Raw genomic sequence first — 19930 nt, 5'->3', positions numbered from 1 at the left:
GCCGGACTCGTCAACGGCCATCCCGCGTTCGGCGGTTCAGCATGTCAACAGCGGGGGTCCTGACCGAGCCCCGGATCCATCAGGCGACGAACGCCGATCGCGCTGCCCTCAATCCACAACGGAGTCGCTGAACTCGACCGGGGAACCGAGGAACTCCCGGTGCGACGCCGGGGAGGTGCCGTCGACGTCGACCACTCCCAGTTCCTCGCCGATCTCGGCGCCGACCAGCACCCGCCCGGTCCACCGCATCCGATCGGGGTGCTCGGCGAGCGCGGCGATGACCCGCCCGGTGAACTCCGGCGACTCGGCCATCGCGGTCAGCTCGCCGTAGCGCCCGGGATCCGAGTTCAACACCGCCTCGGTCCGCTCGGTGCGCAGCAGTCCCATCCAGATCGACACGGCCGCCACGTCGAACGGCTTGAGGTCCACCGCCATGTCGTGCGCCATCTTGTCCACGCCTGACTTCACCGCACCGTAGGCGGGCCCGTGCATGTAGCAGGTGGCGCCGAAGGACGAGGTGTTGACCAGCAGGCCACCACCAGTGGCGACGAGCAGCGGCGCACCGTAGTAGCTGGACACGTAACTGGAACGCAGCCCGACCTCGAACATCTCCTGCAACGCCAGCGGCTTGGACCAGAACGGCCCCTTGGTCGCGAGCTCGTCCGGCACGATGAACGCGTTGTTCACCAGGATGTCCAGCCGGCCGTGGTCGGCGCGCACCCGCTCGAACAGCGCCGCGACCTGGGCGTCATCGCGGTGATCGCAGACGACGGGAACTCCGGTGCCGCCCCTGCGGTCGATCTCCTCGGCGGTGGCGAAGACCGTGCCCGGAAGCGACGCCTCGCCCTCCCGCCGAGTCCGGCCGGTGACGTAGACCGTGGCGCCGGTGCGGCCGAGCGCGAGCGCGATTCCCTTGCCCGCGCCCCGGCTCGCGCCGGTGACCACCGCGACCCGGCCGCCGCTCACAGCTCGCCCGCCATGCCGAGTGGCCCACCGCACGAGACGACCGCGAGATCGTCGACATCCGAGCGGGGAATCGCTTCTGCCGAAGACATCGGCTTGCGGCGCCTGACCCCGGTGATCAACGCCGAGCGAAGACCGCTCGGCATCGCCCGCCCGGACGTTCGTTCATCGGCCATGTACCCGCTCCCGGTCCCTGACGCACGAGTCGACTGCGACGGCGAAAAAACCAAACGCTTGCTTGAGCGTATCGGAGGAGGTCGGCAAGTCAAGCCCCGGTAGCGGATCCCGCCGGGCACGCCGTACCCCGTCGCGGCGGCATTCGTAGGCCATCACGCGGCACTGGACGCCTCGTCGTCCGCGGCCTTGCGCCGTCTGCCGAAGTGGTGGAAGACCAGGTTCAGGACGATCGCCGTGATGGCGCCCAGCGTGGTCCCGCTGCCGCCGAAGATCTGCGCCCAATCCGGGACGGCGTTCTTCACCTCGGGCACCATCGTGACGTACATGGCCATCCCGATGCTGGCCGCGACGATCACGGAGTTTCGCTGATCGCGGAGGTCGACCTGCGACAGGATCTGGAGCCCCACCACGGCGACCATGGCGAACATGGCCAGGGAAGCGCCGCCGAGCACGGGTGCGGGGATCGCCGTGATGACGGCCGCGAACTTCGGCACCGAACCGAGCGCGATCATGAAAAGCCCGGCCGCGCTGATCACCCACCGGCTCTTCACCCCGGTGAGCCGCACCAGGCCCACGTTCTCGCTGAAGCAGGTGTACGGGAACGAGTTCAGGGTCCCGCCGATCACCCCCGAGAGCCCGTCCGCCCGCATCGCGCGGGTGATGTCGTCGCCCCGCACCCGCCTGTCGACGATCTCCGACACCCCGGTCACGGCGCCGGTGGTCTCGATCGCCGTGATCATCATGACCACCATCATCGAGACGACCCCGCCCACCGAGACCATCGGGATGCCGAACTGGAACGGGGTCGACAACCCCATCCAGGAGGCATGTCCCACGTCGTCGAAGTCGGTGTCTCCCAGCGCCCAGGCCGCGAACGTGCCGAGCACCAGCCCGAGCAGAACGCCCACTGTGGACAGGAAACCCCGCGACACCTTGTGCACCAGCACGATGACGGCGAACGTGCCGAGGGCATAGGCCATGTTCCGGCCGCTGCCGGGATGGAACGCGGCACCTTCACCTCCGGCCGCGCTCGTCGCCGCGACCGACAGCAGGCTCAACCCGATGATGGCGATGACCGACCCCGTCACGACCGGCGGGAAGTACGGCATCATGCGCCCGAAGACCGGTGCGATCACGAAGGTGATCAGCCCGGCCACGATCACGGCGCCGTAGACCATCCGCAGCCCCTCCGCGCCACCGCCGGCACCCAGCCCGATGGCGACCATCGGCGCCACCGCCACCGCCGACACCCCCTGGAGCAACGGGAGCCGCACGCCCACCTTCCAGAACCCGACCGACTGGATGATGGAGGCGATACCGCAGGTCAGCAGGCACGCGTTGATGAGGTGCACGAGCTGACCGCCGTCGAGGCCCAGGGACGACGCCAGCAGGGTCGGGATGACGATCGCCCCACCGGCGAAGAACGCCAGCACGTGCTGGAACCCGAAGATGGCCAGTTTCGCCACCGACGGCACCTCGTCCACGGGGTGGCGGCGAGGCCGCGCGTCGCCGCTCATGACGGATGTCCCGCGGCGACGCGGAAGATCCCGGGCATCAAGGGCAGTCCCGGTACCCGCTGGACCCGATCGCACCAGCGCCGCACGGCGGGATAGTCCTGGCGGGATATGCCGCCTTCCTCGCAGAGCGCGACATCTCCGAAACAAGCGATGTCGCCGAGCGAGAACGCGCCCACCAGGAAGTCTTCGCCCTGCCGTTCCACGAACCACAGGTGGCGGTCCAACACGCGCAGCAGCCGATGCGCCTCTGCCTGAACCTGCGGAAGGTCCGTCGGCTCGCCGAAGGCTTCGTGCCTCCGCGCCGCGCCCGCGGACGCGGCCAGAGCACGGCCGAACGCCAGCCAGTCCAGCACCGCTGCGTGACCAGCAGGGTCCTCACCGCGCACGAGCGCGCCATCGCTGTCGTAGACCCGCGCCAGGTACAGCACGGCCGACTCGGCATGATGCGCCACCGCCGCGGGGTCCACCTGTTCGTCGACGAGCACCAGAGCCGGCCGGCGATCGTCCGGGGCGAACTCGTACTCCTCCAAGGCCACCGACCGGAATTCCAACCCGAGGACGCCCAGCAATGCGCGGACCTGGTAGCACTCCGCGGACGTCTCGTCGTCGTAGAGGACGATCATGGCGCGAACTCCTCACAGGTCCAGGGTCAGCTGGGGGGTGAGCGACCGGGAGACGCACGTCATGATCGAGCCTCCGGCCGCCCTTTCGGCCTCGTCGAGGTAGACGTCCTGGTGGTCCGGCTCGCCGTCGATGACCGCAACCCGGCACGTACCGCAGGCTCCCTGCTCGCACGAGGACGGAACCGTCACCCCGGCCTCGCGCACGGTTTCCAAGATGCTGCGCCCGGGCTCCACCGTCAGGTTCATGACCGACCGGGCGAGGACGATCTCGAAACGGCTGCTCTCGTCGATCTCCTGGTCGTTGCGGAAGTACTCGAAGTGCACGGCCTCGCGCGGCCAGCCGGCCCGGTGAGCGACATCCCTGGCGACGTCGAGCATCGGCGGGGGCCCGCAGATGTAGACCTGGCGATCCGGATCGTCCGCGGCGCGGAGGATCCGCTCCAGCTCGGCCCTGGTCTCCACCGGATCCAGGCCGATGACGGTCCGGACGTTGCCGAGCCGCGACAGGCGGTCGCCGAAGGACACGTCGGCTTCGCGGGCGACGAAGTGGTGCAGCTCGTAGTGGAGACCTTGGTGCTCCAATGCCTGCGCCATCGCGAGCAGCGGCGTGATCCCGATTCCGCCCGCGACCAGCAGCGTGCGTTCGCGGTCTTGCCGCAGCGGAAAACCGTTGCGCGGTAGGGACACCGCGAGCACGTCACCTTTCCGCACCCGCTCGTGCACGGATATCGATCCGCCTGCGGAGTCGGCGGTCAGCTTCACGCCGATCACGTAATGCCCGGTCTCACCGGGCCCGTTCACCAGGGAGTACTGCCGGACCAGGCCACCGGGCAGGGCGACGTCGAGGTGAGCACCCGGCTGGCCGCTGGGGAGCGGACCGTCGCCCACCGGCCCCAGCTCCAGGCCGCGGACGCCTGCGCCCGCCTCCCACACCCGTACCACCCGGACCCGCGTCGGCAGCTCGTGGTGGCCGCTGCGGGCGGGCATCGACGCCAAGTGCTTCGGGACCGGCTCGTAGCGGGGCAAGAGCGGTTCAGGGGCGGGTTCCTCCGCAGCCCGGTCCTGGGCGAACTCACGAAGCCGGGTCAGGGCGAGGTCGAAGTGCCGAAGCAGCCGCAGCCGCCCGCCCACCGGCGCGGGGCTGCTCAGCACTCCCCGGATGATCGCGCGATCGGCATCGGTGGGCTGCACCGCGAAGAAACCAACCCCTTCCAGCTCGACGACGAAGTCCCCGCGTCGTCTCGTCGCCGGCGGCTCGGCGTTCGGGAGCGCGGGCGGCTGCTCCAAGAGCAGGGCCAACACGTCCTCCGGTCGTGCCCGCACCGGCATGGGGCGGAGTACGAGACCCGCACCGAGTTCCGGTGGCTCGTCAGGTGGCTCCGCCAACGCGGTCCACACCAGACCGCCGCTGGTGCGCACCGGGTAGGTGCGATTGGTGATGGTCCGCGCGGGCGCATCTGCGGGATGGGCCGGGATGTACGTGCAGGCCGCGGTCCGGTTGGCGTAGCGCCAGCCGTGGTACTGGCACTTCAGCTCGCGGCCGTCGTTCATCGCGATCGACAATCGGACACCGCGGTGCAGGCACCTGTTCTCCCAGACGTTGACGTAGTCGTCGTCGGCCCGCCACACGGCCAGTTCCTGTCCCAGCAGTTGGCCGTGGAACACGTGCCGGTAGACCAGATCGCTTTCGGACGCGACCGGGTGCCAGGTCTTCTCCGCGCGCAGCAGCAGGTCCTCACGCATCACGCGGCTCCCGGGATGACGCCATAACGAACCCCCAACTGGCCCAGCCACCTGCGGTAGGCGACCCCGGACTTGTCGGCCCGGATCGGCGTCTCCGCTCTCGGGTCGAGCGGCAGGCGGCGCGGCAGCTGGTTCTCCAGGATGGGTTTGTCCTGGCCGAAGATCGATACCTGGAACCGGCGCAGGGCCCAGTCGGGCTGGTCGTCGTCCAGCAGGCACAGCCACATGTGGGCGCGGATGTGTTCCTGGTCGAGGGCCTGCACGAACAGACCGATGACGTCGAACCGGCCCTCGGACCCCGGGCTCGACTTGTACAGCACGGAGCAGTGCGGATGCGGAACCCGGAAGACGTAGTCGACCTCCGCCCCGCCCTGGCTGGCGAGAGCCGCTTTGGGCTGGTAGAACACGCAATCCGTGGCGAGGATCTCCCCGGCGACGGAGACCTCGACGTTGTAGTCCTTGACCTCGGTGTGCGGCTCAGCGCCGAGGACGGAGGTGTGGACGAACGGGAAGTGGCCCATGTCGAGGAAGTTCTCGATGCCGCGGGGTGCGGATGTGTGGGCCGTGACCGAGATGGCGTGCAGCACGCGTCGATTTCTCTCGCCGGCCTCCGGAATCTCGAACAACGGGCGTGGCGTGCCCAGCGACGTCCACAGGTAGCCGTACCGCTCGATCACCGGCAGGGTCGAAGCGGGAGGCCCGTCAGCCGGCCATGCCGCCGACTCGGGATCGCCGTCCCGCCGTCGCCACGCGGCGATCCTGCCCTCGGACGATCTGCTCAGCGTCAGCGGAACGCCGAGCAATTGGTCTTTCCAGGTGCGGTTCCGGGGCATCGTCTCGACGGCACCCAGCGGGTGCCAGAGGTCGAGCAGGGCCTCGTCTTCGCAGGGTTGTTCCAGGAGTTCCGGAGCCATGGACGGCCTCCTCGCACAGACGGTCGGGAGGGGAGGGGTACGGCCGAAAACGCCATCCCGCTCCGGAAGTCGACGACGCGACTACGGACCCGGCGCAGATCACTCCCGAACTGGTGCCAGCCAGCAAGCTAGCACCATCCGCCCGAAAAATAAACAAACTGTTGCAAGCTGTTCGCGGCTCGGCCCCGGAGAAGGCCGGGCCCCACCGGTCGTTGCCACGGGAAGACCGGTCCCCGTTGCTACATCGGGATGACCCGTGGCCGATCTCTTCTGCGAGCCGCACCAGCTCGCGCGTTTCGGTCGTGATCGCACCACCACCCGTACGCACCGCGGACACAATGCTGCCCCGGTGTCAGCACACCGGGGCAGCAGGACGTCCGGGACGCGGGCCCGGGACTATCGGGTTCGCGACGGGGGCCTTTCGGGGCAATGGCTTCGCCCCTGCCCCCGATGCGCGCCGAGCGTCAGCTCAGCACCTCGAGGAAGATCCAGCCCTTGTCGCCGACGTAGCACCTGGCGTCCTTGTAGGTGCCGTCGGCCTTGAGCTGCGCAGCCTCCGCATTGCACTGGTCCATCGAGGAATACACCGCGGGCCCACCGCCGACGGTCTCCCAGCCGGACGCGGCAGCGGAGCCGACGGCCAGCGGAAGGGAAACCACGGCGGCGCCGAGGGTCAGACCAGCAGCGATGAGGGAACGCCGCACCTTCATACACACCTCTCCTGATGTACGAGGCCACAATGGCCTAGCCGGTTTCTTGCAGGGCCGAGATTACGTTCACCCGGTTCCGGAGCCGCAGCGGTGAACCGAACATGTAGGGATTCCTTTCAGGAGCACGGGCTCCGCAGGTCATAGGTGCCGGCTGGCCGATGAGCACAGCCCTACGCGGACATGGCGGCTCCACTGTGGACTTCTGGTGGGGTTGGTGGCGACGGCGGACAGGCCGGTGCCGCGGGCGGCGTGCCGCGCGTGATCAGGTCGCGCAGCGCGCGCCGGTCGGTAGGCTCGATATCGTGCCTGATATCCACCAGAGGCCCTCTCTGGTCACGCAGATCGTGGAGAAGCGGGGGCTGCTCGTGCACGGGGACGGCATCGCGCCGCACCGTCATGCCGAGGGGCAGTTGCTGTATCCCTCGGCGGGCGTTCTCGCCACTACGACAGAGCGGGGCACATGGGTCGCCCCGGCCAACCGGGTCTCGTGGACGCCGCCGGGTTTCGAGCACTACCACCGCGCGTACGGACAGACCGAGGTCCGGGTGCTGGAGGTTGCCGGGGCGCTGTGCACGTCGTTGCCGGATCAGCCGATGGTGTTCGCGGTGTCCCCGCTGCTGCGGGAGGCGTTGCTGGTGCTCACCAGTGGTCGTGAGCTTCGGCCGGAGGCGCGGGACCGGCTTCGCGAGGTGGTCGTGGACGAGCTGGTGGATGGCCACGAGGAGGCGCTGCATCTTCCGGAGCCGACCGATGATCGCCTTCGTGCGGTCGCGGACCTGCTGCATGCCGATCCCGCGGCATCGTTGACGTTGGCGGAGCTGGGGCGGGTGGCCGGGGCCGGCGAACGGACCTTGAGCCGCCTGTTCCAGACCGAACTGGGGATGAGCTTCCACCAGTGGCGGAGCCTGCTGCGGGTCCAGCATGCGCTCATCAGGCTGGCCGAGGGAGCCGCGGTCATCGATACGGCCGCCCGGCTGGGGTGGGCCAACCCGACCAGCTTCATCGAAGCATTCACCGCCATCGTCGGCCAGACACCTGGGCGGTATCAGATGGAGCTGCGCCGCAGGGACCGGTGACCACCACGGGCTTGGCGGGTTTCCGGAACATCGTGTCGACATGCTGGTACCAGGCAGCCCTGGCGCGGGTGACCATGGGGGCATGCCAACGAACCGAGCGACGTCCGAAGTGGACGATGACACCACCGTGGTGATCGTGGGAGCGGGAGTCGCCGGATGGCGCTCGGCAATTTCCTGCTGCGGCGCGGGATTGATTGCGTCATCGTGGAGAAGCACAGCCGTGAATACGTCGAGCAGCGACAGCGAGCCGGGGTCATCGACACCCGGGCGGCACGCATGTTCCGCGCGTGGGGGCTCGAAGACCGGGTGGTCGGCGGCGTCCCGACCGAGCCGGTGCTGAACTTCCGCGTCGACGGGGAGACACGCACCCTCACGCTCGAGCGAATGATCACGGCGTTCTACCTGCAGTGCCCGCTCGACAGCGTCACTGCACAGTGGACGGACGAACGCATCTGGGACGAACTCGAGACCCGCTTCGGTGAGCCCGTGGCCGCCAAGGGCCCGATCGTCGGCACGAAACTCGTGCCCTTGCGCAGCGTGGTGTACAGCCCGATGAGCTACGGCCGGCCGTACCTGCTCGGGGACGCCGCCCACATCGTTCCCCCGATGAGCGCGAAAGGAATGAACCTCGCCCTGCACGACGCCGAAGTGTTCGCCAACGCCGTAGTCCACTACCAGACCGAGGATCACGATTTCAGCCTGCTCGACAGTTACTCGTCGACGTGCATTCGTCACGTGTGGAACTACCAAGCCTTCGCGACGTGGTGGACCGAACTGGTGCACAACGCCGGAGACGCCTCGCACCAAGGTGAATTCCGGCATCAGATCGCCCGAGCGGACATCGCGCGCCTGTTCGAGTCCGGCTCGGCGAACCGGCTGCTCAGCGAATTCATCGCCGGGCTGAACTGACCACGCCTACGCGGGGCGGAAGCACTCGAAAACCCGTTTCATCGCCAGCGCCTCGCGTGGCATCGGTCCCGAAATCGCGGAGCAGATCCTCGCTCGCGGGGACCGCGTCCCTCCGGCGACGAACCGGTACCCGGAAAGGCCGACTCAGCCGATCTCCGCAAGGCACATTCCGCAACTGCCGGGTTTATTGCTGCTTTCCAGAAGCTGAACAATTGACGACGCCCGCAAGCGGGAATGTTAGGACGATCACCCATCCCCCCTTTCGCTTGCGCCACGACGATCTTCTCCAGGAGCCTTTTCCGGTGTGTCGGTCGATAGACCGCGACGCGCATGAGGAGGCAGCAGGTTGGACCGCGTTTCGGTGGACTCCGGACACATTGCGAGGACGGCGAGGGCTCTCCGCGATGTAGCCGAAGGCATGCGCAGTTCGGGTGATCAGTTCGCCGGCAGCTTCCAGGAAAGCGGATACGGGAACCTGCCCGAATCCGACGAGGCCGCAGCGCAGACCTGGGCGGTCGTGCAGGCCGTCCTCGACGGGGTGCGCGGGCAGGCGGACGAGTTGTTGAGGCACGCGGACGCGCTGGACCGGCAGGCCTCGGACTACCGGTCGGCCGAGAACCATGCCGAGCAGGCCGCCACCAGGCTGGGCCTCGGTCTATGAGTTCGGAAGGCGAGCAGAACGCGGTCAACGGAGAGGGTTCATGACCTACGACGCCGCCTACGACGCGGCGGCGAAGACCGGCGACCCCGCCGTGCTCGGAGCGCAGGCGCAGGCCTGGAGCACGCTCGCCGCAGCCCTGCGCAGCCACGAAGCGGACCTTCATTCCCGGCTTGCCCATTCGCAGGGCTGGACCGGCCCCGCAGCGGACGCCTTTCACAACGCGACCGACGGCCTCACCGGGCGCATCGACGCGCTGTCCACCTTCTGCGAAGAAATGGCGCAAGCGCTGGGTCACCACGCGCAGCAGCAGAAGCAGATTTCGGAGATCCTCCAAGAAATCGCAATTCAGATCGCGACACTGATCGCCTACATCGCCGCGGCGGCATTCTTTCCGGCACTGATCGCGACCGCGGAAGCGTACATCGCGACGCTGATCGCGCAGTCGAACCGCATGCTCGCCCTGCTCGCCCAGATACTCGCCACGCTCACCCGTTGGCTCGCCTCGGTGCGGGCCGCCGTTCAGCGGCTGGCGGCGGCGAGCTGGCGGGGGGAGAGCTTCAGCTTCGGCTATGGTCGCGCGCTGGTCGAGGGTTTCCGCGACTTCGCCATCGACATCGCCGCCAGCAGCACGGCAGCGGGGATCACGGGCAAAGACATCAACCCGGAGCACCTGTTCACCAACGCGGCGATCAGCTTCGGCGTCGGGGGCGTCTTCGGCGGAGTGAGCGCCAGTGGGCTGAAGAGGAAGGTCGACAGCTCGGGCGAGATCTTGCGCACGCCGGACGGGCGGCCTGCTTTCGTCCCGTTCAGCGGTCAGATCGACGCCGCTGTGCAATCGCTGCGGTGGAACTCGCCGGGTCGGCGGCAGGCCACAACGCCGCCGGAACCGAACCCGCCTGCCCCGCGCCCCCATGCACACCGAGAACAGGCGATCTGGAGGCTCGACGATGCTCGGGCCAACGCCCGCGTGCTTGGCTTGCGGGGAAACCCGCGCGAACACCGCCACCTCATCGACGAATTGGGCGCCGCGCACGAACGTGCCTCCGACGCCCGCGAGAAGCTCTCCACCGCACGATCTGCGCTGCAGGACGCGGAAATCGGCGGGGCGGAAGCCCACACGGCGTTGCAAGCAGCGCGGAGCCGCGTCGACAACGCCGAACAGCGACTGTGGCGCGCGGAAAGCCTCCTCGCCGTCTACCAGCGATCGGGAAACCAGCGCTGGCAGGACGATGCGGAGACTTCCGTCCGGGAGGCCAGAACGGAGCACCACGCCGCCACCCAACAGGTGACCGCATTGCACGAGCAGCACGACGGAGCGGTGCAGGCACTCGACAGGGCACGTGACTCGGCGGGCGTGGCGCTTCGCGAGGTGGAGCAGACCGAGGACGTGGTCAACGAGCTGCGGCGGATGCTGGCCGCGTCCAACGAAGTCAGGGCGGCGGCGATCCAGTTCAACATGCATGGCACCTTCGACGACAAGCTGCGAGAGGTGTGGCGGCACAACGACTGGCGGGACTCCTTCGGCACCGCCAAGCCCTGGCAGTCGATCGTCTTCCACGAGAGCGTGCGCGACATCGCCAAGGGCGCGTCCGGCTCTGCCGCGCAGTCGGCAGCTGGAATCGCGAACGGCAGCCGGGACCCGGGCACCACCGGGCGTGACGTTCTTTTCGGTGCGCTTGCCGGCGGGGTGCGCGGGGTTGCCGTTGGCTCCGCGGGCAACCGGGCATTTCCCGACACGGGCCTCGAAGAATGGCTGTTCCGAATCGGTTTGAAGTCCACCGAGAGTTTCACCCGCGAACAGATCAACGGGCCGCGATGAGCCCTTTCGCCGCCGCGTGGGTCAGTGCCTGCTGGGCTGGTTCTTCTGGCTCATGCTGAGTTTCTCGGCCGCATGACGGAGTTCTCCGGCGTAATGCTCGCGTTCAGCGAGACCGACAGCCTCCCGCAGCGGTCCGACCTGAAGTTCCCAGGTCGCGCGGCCGGCACTGTCGAAGACGGGAGCCACCGCGTAGCTCAAGGGCAGCGGTTCGTCGGCACCCAGGTCTGCGAATCCGTAGGGCTGCCCGCTGATCCTGGCCAGCAGGGACAGGACGCGACCCCGCAGGTGCTGCGGAACAGCGTCAGCGGCAAGCTGCTCCACCACGTCGGCGAGCACGTCGAGCACGACTGGATCGGCCGCCCCGATACCCCACAAACCGGTTCCAGTGGCCCGAATCTGATCGAGCACCTGGGCGAGCGCTGGGCGCTGTCCGGGAGCCGCGGTGGCCAACCACGCGCTCTGCCCCTGCTCATCGGCGAAGGCCACCACGGCCGCTCCGGCCGGCGCACGTAGCGGCAGACTGGTTCCGGTGGTGATTCCCGCCGGCAGCCTGCCGTTGCCTTCGGTGACGGCCAGGAACGTCAACTCGGTTCTGGTCACCAGGCTCAACGCCGCTCCACACCCCACGCGCTGGGACAACGCGCGGAGCACCTCTTCGACCCCGGCAGGCGCCGCCAGCGAGTGGCGCGCCGTGGCCGCAAGTCCGGCGAGCCTCGATCCCGGCTGGTAGCTGAGATCCGCCAGCCGGCGCACCCAGCCACGTTCGTCGAGCGCAGAAAGCACGGCCGCGACGGTGGACCGGCTCAGGCCGAGTTCGTCGGCGACCTCGGCGGCCGTCATCGGCGCTCCCCGCTCCACGACCAGTTCCACCACCGCGATCGCTCGTTCCGTCGGCGGCGAAGCCGATCGGTCCTTGCCCACCACCATGCAGCCCCCTAATCTGCTGAACACAATTATTTGCGTTGATGATACGAATATTCGGGTCGCACGCGAAAGAGGTTCCGATGACCGCCTCGCCACTCGCCGGTGGAGCAGACCTGGAAGGCTTCGACTTCGCCGTGGACGACACCACCGACCTCCACGAGATCCTCGCCGGGCTGCGCGCGGCGAAGCCGTACGCGATCGTGCCGTTCGCCGGAAAGCACGCGGTGCTCCTGCTCACTCACGAGCTGGTCGGTGCCGCGTTCCGGGATGAGGCCACCTTCCCCGCCTCGGCGATCTACCCGCTGACGACCGGGCCCGTGCTCGGCAAGACCCTGCAGTGCATGTCCGGGCGTGAGCACCGGATCAACCGCGCCATCGCGTCACCGCCGTTCCGGCGTGGCGAAGTCGCCCGGCACATCGAGCCGGTGCTCGAACCGCTCGCCCACGAACTCATCGACCGCTTCGCAGACCACGGCGAGGCGGACCTGGTCGCCGAGTTCACGACCCGGTACCCGGTGCTGGTCATCAGCCGACTGCTCGGGCTCCCGGTCGAGGACGAAGACATCGTCCGGCGCTGGGCTCACGACCTGTTCTGCTACCCGTTCGATCCCGACTCCGCCTTGGCGGCTTCGCAGGAGTTCACCGAGTACCTCACGCCGATCCTCGAACACCGCCGCCGCAACCCCGGTGACGACCTGATGTCCACGCTGGTCACCGCGACCGCCGAAGGCGAACGGCTCGATGACGACCAGGTGCTGGCATTCCTGCGACTGCTCTTCCCCGCCGGGGCCGACACCACGATGCTGGCGCTCGCCAACACCTTGGTCGCCCTCCTGACCCATCCCGGCCAGCTCGACCTGGTCCGCTCAGCCCCGGACGAGCACGTGCAGTGGGCGATCTGGGAAGGCCTGCGATGGGAACCTCCGGTCGGCCTGCTACCCCGCATCTGCCCGGAAAGCACCACGTGGCGGGGAATCGAGATCCCCGCGTCCACCCCGATGATCTTCTCCATCAACGCGGCTCTGCGCGATCCCGCCGCCTACCCGAACCCCCATCGCTACGACATCACCCGACGAGCGGCGGACATGCTGGCATTCGGCCAAGGACCGCACACCTGCGCCGGCACCTGGCTCGCCCTGGCAGAGCTGAGAACGGCCCTTTCGATCCTGCTACGCCGCCTCCCCGGCCTGCGAATTCGGGACAACGCCACCGAACGCGCTCGCATCACCAGCCAGGTCGGTACCGCGCTGCGCGGCCCAGCCGAACTCCCCGTGCAATGGGAGGTGCGGTGAACCTCGACCTGAGCTCGGTGGTGTGGACGGGAAGCACGGGCCGTGTGGTGGCGCCACCCCGACGGCAATACTTGAAAGGCGAAGCATGACGGACCTCGAACCGGGGAAATCAGGCGGCACATCGCCCTGCCAAGGAGTGCAGGAATGGGTCGAGGGTGCGGCCCAGGCGAGCGGGTTCGTCTTCCTCACCGGGGCGGCCGGTTCAGGGAAGACCCGCCTGTTGCGGTCCCTGGATTCCCGGTCCGATGAGATCCTCCTGGTCGATGCGGCAGGGCTCTCGGCCGAGCAGGTCTTCCTCCAGATCGTCGAGCTGCTGGACGTCCCGCACGACCTGCACGAGCGCAACCCCGTCCAGTACGCCAACGCGCTGCGACGTGCCAAGATCAGGCGGATCGTCGCAGTGAGCAATGTGCATCTGGCGGGCAGCGTGCGGACCTCGTCCGAACCTGGCCGCGTCATGCGGTCCGTCGTCTGGTCACTCGGCGCCGGCGCCGCCCGCACCGGCGTCCGGCTGATCGCGGAGGTGGATTCCGCTGTCGCACCGGTGCCGGAGAACGCCCCGTCCATTTCCCTCGACGGTGCCGGGGCGATGCGGGAGGAGAACCCGCCGCTCCCCGATCCGGGAACCGCGGAAAGCGCTGCCCTCCGGACCCTGGCGCAGGCGGAACTTCGCACCCTGCGTCTTGAGGAATGGTGCGCGCTGGGCGAAATCATCGGCGTTGACCTCAACGTCGAGCAAGTGCGGGGCATCGCCGCGGAACTCGGTTCGCTGTCGCTCGACGGTGATGCGGCCCGCTTCCTCCACGAGGGATGCGCGCACCGCATCCGTCGCGCCATGGCGGACGAAGGACGGGAACTGAACGACCGAATCGTGGCAGCGCTGCACCAACTGCCGCCAGGACCGCTCGCCACGTATGCGGAACGCGCGCTGCCCGCTCATTCGGCCCGAGCGGGGAATTTCGAGCAGGTGATCGCCGACCCGCGCGTCTTGGCCGCCTGTGATCGAACCGCCCTGCTGGAGCCACTTCCGCTTGCCTTTCCCGACGGAATACCCGCGGGATCGCTCGCCGCGGATATCCACTACCTCGACAAGCTGGGCGTCGCACCGGATTCGCACGAGGAGTGGATCGCGTTCCTGCACCGCAACGCCATGTGCCGCAACGACATTGAGGCGGCACAAGCCCTCGACCGAGCCGTCGACCTTCCCTGGCGAACGGAATGGGCTCACTGGCGGCGAGGAGGCCAGTTCACCCCTTCACCCGATCACGTCGGAGAGGTCGAGTCCCTGGCGGCCGCGCCTGGTGCGGTCCTGGTGGAGAGCACAGGGAGCACCGGCACCCGGCGGCTGTGGAACGCCCTGACCGGGACCCCGGCCGATTCACCTGGCGAGTCGCAGGGTGCGACGCCGGCACGCGCACCCGTCTGGGAAGCGGACACCGGCTGGAACAAGGTGGATCTACGCAGTTCCCGGGCTTCGGCCACGGACGAGCACTGACTCACGCTGCGCATCCCCGGGGTGAACGCCGCAGCCGCGGTTCGGGATGTCGTGGTGCTGGGCGGAACTCAGGGCCTCTACGCCGTGACCGTACCGGAGAGCGGCGCGCGTACGGCGCCTTCCCCGGCAACGGCCTTTGCGCTGCCGATGCTCGCCCCACACGGTTGCATCGCCACCCGCCCCTACCGTGAAGACGACTGCCGACCCACCTACGAGCGCCTGCGTGCGGTCTTCGGCGCCGACCGCACGCACAGGCTGACCGGCTCCCGCATCCCGGACAGCCTCACCCATCAGTCCTCACGAGACTTCCTGCAGGAAGTCGGCTTCCCCGAGATCGAGTTCTTCTTCGGCCTCAACACCCTGCCGCTGACGGCGACAGGACTAAAGGAAGTCGACTGGGAGCAGTCTCAAGGCGCCGAACTCCCCGGTGGTGGAGGCCCGTTCTACCTCCTGGGCGAATGGATCGAAGGCGTGCTCTGCCTGGACGGCGCCTCGGGCATGGTCCGCCGGGCGCCGAAGGCCACCGCGCTCGACGCCGGGCCCGCGGGGCTCGCGGATCTGGAGCGCTGGGCGGAGGTCACCTCGGCCGGCTACGCGCGGCGCGACGGCGTGTTCGCCTGGGTCGGCGCGGCCGAGGCGCAGGTGGAGCTGCGCAGCCTCGACGGCACCGCGGTCACCGGCCAGGCCATCCCGATCCTCGACGTGACCAGTCTGGCGTTCGCGACGGGCGCGCCGAACGTCGAATTCGCCTTCGCGGTCGGTGAATCCGCGGGTTCGCGCCGTGGCGAGGGTCCGTCCGTCGAAGTTCGGATCGATCTCGAAGGGGTGGGCCCGACGGGCGCACCGCTGAGCATCAACCGGTACGTGGTCCACCCGGGCGGCCAGCGCCCGCTGACCTCGCTCGGCCTCGCCCTGGGCGTCGAACGATTGCTCGGGCTGCGCGGCGATGCGGTGGCGCCCGGCATCCACACCCCCGAGGTGCTGCTCGATCCGGCCTACGTGGTCGAGCAACTGATCGACGTGGGGACCACCTTCGTCGACGCGTGAGGCGCGCAAACCAGCTGTAGCAGTGGGAGCAGCGAGAGCGCCTCGTCGACCACCGCACGAGCCTCGCGGCCCGCTACGGTGACGTGGTGGCTGCCGCTGGCTCCCACTGCAGGCGGTCTGCGATCAGCCTGCCGATGACGGCCATCGGTTCGGCCTGCGTGATGGTGTGGTGGGTGCAATCGATGTCGTGGGAGATCACCTCACCCGTGATCCGCGACCGCCACGCGCCACCGTCGGTGACTTGGTCGGCCCGGGTCGCGCGGAAGTACAGCAGATCCCCGTCGAAGACGGACTCGGTGTAGGTCGGCAGCAGCGTGGCGGCGTGGACGAGAACGGTGGTGAGCGCCGTCAGTTGCTCCTCCCCCAACGCGAGGTGCGCCTCGGCGTCAGGCGGCAGACCCGCCGCCTGAAGCAACAACGACAGGACGTCCTCGCGCTTGGGCGCGGCTCGCTGTTCCTGCGGGTCGACCGGCCGCGCGTCGAGCAGAGCGAGCAACGCCACGCGCTCGCCGTCGGACTGCAGGCGGGTGGCGACCGCGTGCGCCAATGCGCCGCCGAGCGACCAGCCCAGCAGGTGGTACGGCCCGGTCCGCTGCACCGAGCGGATCTGGCGCACGTAGCCGTCGATCATCTCGCGGAACGACGAGGGCAGCTCGTCAGGCCGGGTCAGTCCGCCGGACTGCAGGCCGTAGACCGGAACGTCCTCGGGCAGGTGCCGCGGCAGGCCGGCGTAGCACCAGCTCAGCCCACCCACCGGGTGCACGCAGAACAGCGGCGGTCGAGAACCGTTGGCACGCAACGGAAGCAGCGTCTCGAACGCGTTCGACGACGTTTCGCGATCCAGCAGGCGCACCAGGTCGGCCACGGTCGGAGCCTCGTACACGACGCCGAGGGCCACCTCGGTTCCCAGGTCGGCGCGGAGGCGGGTGACGAGTTCGGCGGCGAGCAGCGATTGCCCGCCCAGTTCGAAGAAATCGTCGTCGATGGTGACCTCCCCGACGCCGAGCACCTCGGCGAACAGGGCGCACAGCTGCTCCTCGCGGGGGGTGCGGGCAGGACGACCGGGGCGGATGTCGGCGGCGGGCAGGGCGGAGTGGTCGAGCTTGCCGTGCACCGTCAGGGGCAGCTCGTCGAGCAGGACGAACGATGCGGGCACCATCGCGGTGGGCAGTCGTTTCGCCGTCCACGACCGGAGTTCCGCCGCGTCGACCGGGCCTGGACCCGGTACCACGTAAGCGACCAGCTCGGGCTCGGCGGACGTCGTCGTCGTCACCACTGCCTCGGCGGCTCGTGGATGCGCGGTGAGCACCGCCTCGATCTCGCGCGGCTCGATGCGGACGCCTCGGACCTTGACCTGCTCGTCGGTGCGGCCGAGGTATTCCAGCATGCCGTCCGCCGTCCATCGGGCCACGTCGCCGGTGCGGTACATGCGCGCGCCGGGCGGCCCGAAAGGATCGGGCAGGAAGCTCTGCGCGGTCAGCTCCTCCTGGTCCAGGTATTCGCGGGCGACCTGGTCACCAGCCAGGTACAGCTCGCCGGGCACGAGTGGCGGCTGGGGGCGCATCACGCGGTCGAGGACGTAGGCCCGGACGTTGTGCCCAGGACGGCCGATGACCGGTCGGTCGCCCTCGATGCGGCAGTACACGGCATCCACTGTGGACTCCGTCGGCCCGTAGTAGTTCCAAGCCTCGACACCGGGGCAGTCGCGCAGCGTCGACCACAGCGCGGGATCGATCGCTTCGCCGCCGACCATCAGCAGCCACGGGAACTTCTCCGGTCCGGACAACAGGCCTTCGGCCAGCAGGAGGCGGAGGAAGGACGGGGTGAGGTCGGCGAAGTCGATCCGATGCTGCGAGAAGTGGCGCACGAGTGCGGCCGGGTCGAGGCGCACCGCGTCCTCGACGAGGTGGACTTCCTGGCCTGCGGCCAGGAACAGCAAACCCTCCCAAGCGGTGTCGAACGAGAACGACGCGGTCAACGCCGCACGCAGTCGTCGCCCTGCCGGGGCGATCAGTTCGCGTTGGTGGTCGTGGAAGAGGTTGGCGAGGTGGCGGTGCTCGACGACCACTCCCTTCGGCCTGCCGGTCGAGCCGGAGGTGAAGCTGACGTACGCCGCGTGATCCGGCCGGTGGGTGCCGACCGGATCGGTGCCGGGCTGCCGGCCGATCCCGACGTCGTCGAGCAGCAGCAGCGGATGCTCGGCCGGAAGGGTCGCGCTGATCGCCGCGGTGGTGAGCACGTGGAGCGGCCGGGTGTCCGAGAGCAGCGTCGCGATGCGGGCGGGTGGATGGCTCGGATCGAGCGGCACGCACGCCGCGCCGGCCTTGAGCACCGCCAGCACCGCGACCATGTAATCGGCGGTGCGCGGCAACGCCAGCGCGATGCGCGTCTCCGGACCCGCGCCACGTGCGATCAGCAGGTGCGCCAGGCGATTGGCGCGGGTGTTGAGCTCGGCGGCGGACAACATCGTCGAGCCGCAGACCAGCGCGGTGGCATCGGGCGCCGCACGGACTCGGGCCTCGAACAGTTCCGGCAACGTCGTGGCCGGCATCTCCTGCCGGGTGTCGTTCCACGTGTTCAGGACCAGTTCGCGCTCTTCCGCGGACAGCATGTCGATCGCGCCCACCTGCTGCTCCGGATCAGCGGTCGCCAGCGCGTGCAGCAGCGCGAGGAAACGGCGGTGGTGCGCGGCCGTGGTCGCGGCGTCGTACTTGGCCGGATCCGAGTTGAAGTCGATCCGCAGTGATCCATCGGCGGGCCTGTCGTAGACGTTGACACCGAGGCCCGTCACCGGACCGTTCGACAAGTTGCGCAGCACCGCGGGATGGCGGCCGAACCGGAGCTGCGCGTCGTGGGTCATGATGTTGATGCCCCAGTCGCCGAGGTATCCCCCGCGGTGCTGGCCGATCCCCAGATCGCGCACCAGGTGCGTCGAGGAGTAGCGCTGGTGGCGCAGCAGGGCCTTCGCGCTGTTCGCGGTGGTGCGCACGAGCTCCGCCACGGTGGTCGACGGCGTCATCCGGGTGCGCAGCGGCAGCACGTTGGCCACCATCGACGGAACGCCGCGCGCGACGCTGCCCGACCGGCCGTTCACGGTCAGGTCCAGCGTGACCTCGTCGTCGCCCGCCAACCGATGCACGTACAGCGCCAGCGCGGACATCGCGACCGACGGCAGGCCCGTGCGCGCCTGCCGCGCCAGCGCCCGCAGGCCCTCGGTGTCCGCCGGGGTGACATGACCGGTCTCCCGGAGGAAGGTGTGCGGCACGATCGACGACGGCCGAAGCGACCGGCGCGCCGCAGGCCAGTCGGCCAGTTGTTCCGCCCAGTACCGCTGATCGCGGGTGAAGCGCTCGGATGCCTCGTATTCGGCCTCGTCGGCCAGGATCTGCGCCAGTGAGCCGAACGGGCACGGCGGAGCGGGGTGCTTCTCCTCGGCCGCCGTGTAGAGCTCCGCGACCCGCTGGATGAACAGCGAGAAGCCGTAGCCGTCCAAGATGATGTGGTGCAGTCCGAGGTAGATGGTGAACCGCTGCTGCCCGGTCCGCAGCAAGGCGAACGAGAACAGCGGCGAGCGGCGGAGGTCCGCCGGCGTGCCGAGATCGGCCCACATCCACTCGTCGGCGGCCGCGGCCGGATCGGCGGCCCCGCGCAGATCCACCACCGGCAGCGTCCAGTCGAGCAACGGTTCGATCGCCTGCCAGACCCGCCCGCTGCCGTCGCCACCGAATCGGGCCCGCACCGCTTCCGTCTCGTCAACGGCCTGGCGCAACGCGGCCTCAAGCAGCGCGACATCCACCGGGCCGTCGATCTCCACCGCTTCCGCGGCCCGGTAAATGGGGTTGGCCGGATCGAATTCCTGGGCGAACCACACCCCCCTCTGGGCAGCCGTCAGCGGCAATGTTCCGCGGTCGATCTCCTTAGGCATGGCACGCTGCGTACCACGGGAACAGCAAGATCACACAGCGCTACGACCTGCGCGCCAGGGGTAATGACCCTCTGTAATCCTGCAGATCACGTTCCCGGGTGATGACCTCCAGCTCGCGGGGGTCGGGCACGGGGC

General features: G+C 69.0%; 17 protein-coding genes. 7 read left to right on the top strand and 10 right to left on the bottom strand.

The window, feature by feature from the left end:
• Positions 1-108: 108 nt before the first annotated feature.
• The 7 genes from ACWEV3_RS20385 to ACWEV3_RS20355 all read right to left on the bottom strand — a co-directional run bounded on the left by ACWEV3_RS20385 (position 109) and on the right by ACWEV3_RS20355 (position 6647).
• Positions 109-966, bottom strand: coding sequence for an SDR family NAD(P)-dependent oxidoreductase (locus ACWEV3_RS20385; protein ID WP_452615396.1), 858 nt, complete (start codon positions 964-966; stop codon positions 109-111).
• On the bottom strand, positions 963-1139 hold the full coding sequence (locus ACWEV3_RS20380; protein ID WP_452615395.1) for a hypothetical protein: 177 nt from the start codon (positions 1137-1139) through the stop codon (positions 963-965). The genes ACWEV3_RS20385 and ACWEV3_RS20380 overlap by 4 nt, the downstream gene beginning before the upstream one ends.
• Before the next feature lie 153 nt (positions 1140-1292).
• A complete protein-coding gene (locus ACWEV3_RS20375; protein ID WP_452615394.1) occupies positions 1293-2657 on the bottom strand; it encodes a nucleobase:cation symporter-2 family protein in 1365 nt (454 codons plus the stop codon).
• Positions 2654-3280 carry a glutathione S-transferase family protein gene (locus ACWEV3_RS20370; protein WP_452615393.1) on the bottom strand — a complete coding sequence of 209 codons (627 nt, stop codon included), beginning with the start codon at positions 3278-3280 and terminating at the stop codon, positions 2654-2656. The genes ACWEV3_RS20375 and ACWEV3_RS20370 overlap by 4 nt, the downstream gene beginning before the upstream one ends.
• A gap of 12 nt (positions 3281-3292) precedes the next feature.
• Entirely contained in the window at positions 3293-5023 is a 1731-nt protein-coding gene (locus ACWEV3_RS20365; RefSeq protein WP_452615392.1) for a Rieske 2Fe-2S domain-containing protein, read from the bottom strand.
• Positions 5023-5937 (bottom strand): aromatic ring-hydroxylating dioxygenase subunit alpha, encoded by a 915-nt coding sequence (locus ACWEV3_RS20360; RefSeq protein ID WP_452615391.1) that lies wholly within the window; start codon positions 5935-5937, stop codon positions 5023-5025. Before ACWEV3_RS20360 ends, ACWEV3_RS20365 begins: the two co-directional genes overlap by 1 nt.
• Before the next feature lie 464 nt (positions 5938-6401).
• Positions 6402-6647, bottom strand: coding sequence for a hypothetical protein (locus ACWEV3_RS20355; RefSeq protein WP_452615390.1), 246 nt, complete (start codon positions 6645-6647; stop codon positions 6402-6404).
• A gap of 302 nt (positions 6648-6949) precedes the next feature.
• Here ACWEV3_RS20355 and ACWEV3_RS20350 point away from each other — a divergent pair, with 302 nt between their 5' ends.
• The 4 genes from ACWEV3_RS20350 (at position 6950) to ACWEV3_RS20335 (ending at position 11112) form a co-directional block, all read left to right on the top strand.
• Entirely contained in the window at positions 6950-7723 is a 774-nt protein-coding gene (locus ACWEV3_RS20350; protein ID WP_452615434.1) for an AraC family transcriptional regulator, read from the top strand.
• 156 nt (positions 7724-7879) lie between these two features.
• A complete protein-coding gene (locus ACWEV3_RS20345; RefSeq protein ID WP_452615389.1) occupies positions 7880-8632 on the top strand; it encodes an FAD-dependent monooxygenase in 753 nt (250 codons plus the stop codon).
• Between the two features lie 418 nt (positions 8633-9050).
• A complete protein-coding gene (locus ACWEV3_RS20340) occupies positions 9051-9293 on the top strand; it encodes a hypothetical protein (RefSeq protein ID WP_452615388.1) in 243 nt (80 codons plus the stop codon).
• A gap of 40 nt (positions 9294-9333) precedes the next feature.
• Positions 9334-11112 carry a hypothetical protein gene (locus tag ACWEV3_RS20335; RefSeq protein ID WP_452615387.1) on the top strand — a complete coding sequence of 593 codons (1779 nt, stop codon included), beginning with the start codon at positions 9334-9336 and terminating at the stop codon, positions 11110-11112.
• Positions 11113-11133: 21 nt separating this feature from the next.
• On the opposite strand, the gene ACWEV3_RS20330 is transcribed toward ACWEV3_RS20335, so the two are convergent.
• Positions 11134-12039, bottom strand: a complete 906-nt coding sequence (locus ACWEV3_RS20330; RefSeq protein WP_452615386.1) for a helix-turn-helix domain-containing protein — start codon at positions 12037-12039, stop codon at positions 11134-11136.
• 77 nt (positions 12040-12116) lie between these two features.
• Here ACWEV3_RS20330 and ACWEV3_RS20325 point away from each other — a divergent pair, with 77 nt between their 5' ends.
• Entirely contained in the window at positions 12117-13328 is a 1212-nt protein-coding gene (locus ACWEV3_RS20325) for a cytochrome P450 (protein ID WP_452615385.1), read from the top strand.
• Between the two features lie 202 nt (positions 13329-13530).
• Here ACWEV3_RS20325 and ACWEV3_RS20320 read toward each other — a convergent pair whose 3' ends face one another.
• The gene (locus ACWEV3_RS20320) at positions 13531-13665 is read right to left on the bottom strand and encodes a hypothetical protein (protein WP_452615384.1); all 135 of its coding nucleotides are present in this window, start codon (positions 13663-13665) and stop codon (positions 13531-13533) included.
• Positions 13666-13917: 252 nt separating this feature from the next.
• On the opposite strand from ACWEV3_RS20320, the gene ACWEV3_RS20315 reads away from it, so the two are divergent.
• Together ACWEV3_RS20315 and ACWEV3_RS20310 are read left to right on the top strand one after the other, a co-directional pair.
• Complete coding sequence (locus tag ACWEV3_RS20315) at positions 13918-14823, top strand: hypothetical protein (RefSeq protein WP_452615383.1); 906 nt, start codon at positions 13918-13920, stop codon at positions 14821-14823.
• A 51-nt stretch (positions 14824-14874) separates the two neighbouring features.
• Entirely contained in the window at positions 14875-15870 is a 996-nt protein-coding gene (locus ACWEV3_RS20310; RefSeq protein WP_452615382.1) for an SUKH-4 family immunity protein, read from the top strand.
• Between the two features lie 73 nt (positions 15871-15943).
• Here the strand turns inward: ACWEV3_RS20310 and ACWEV3_RS20305 are convergent, their stop codons facing one another.
• Entirely contained in the window at positions 15944-19795 is a 3852-nt protein-coding gene (locus tag ACWEV3_RS20305) for an amino acid adenylation domain-containing protein (RefSeq protein WP_452615381.1), read from the bottom strand.
• Between the last annotated feature and the right edge of the window lie 135 nt (positions 19796-19930).

Source organism: Saccharopolyspora sp. NPDC003752, from assembly GCF_053605825.1.
The sequence above is the reverse complement of the archived record's forward strand: the minus strand, read 5'-3'. Positions and strand labels throughout refer to the sequence as shown.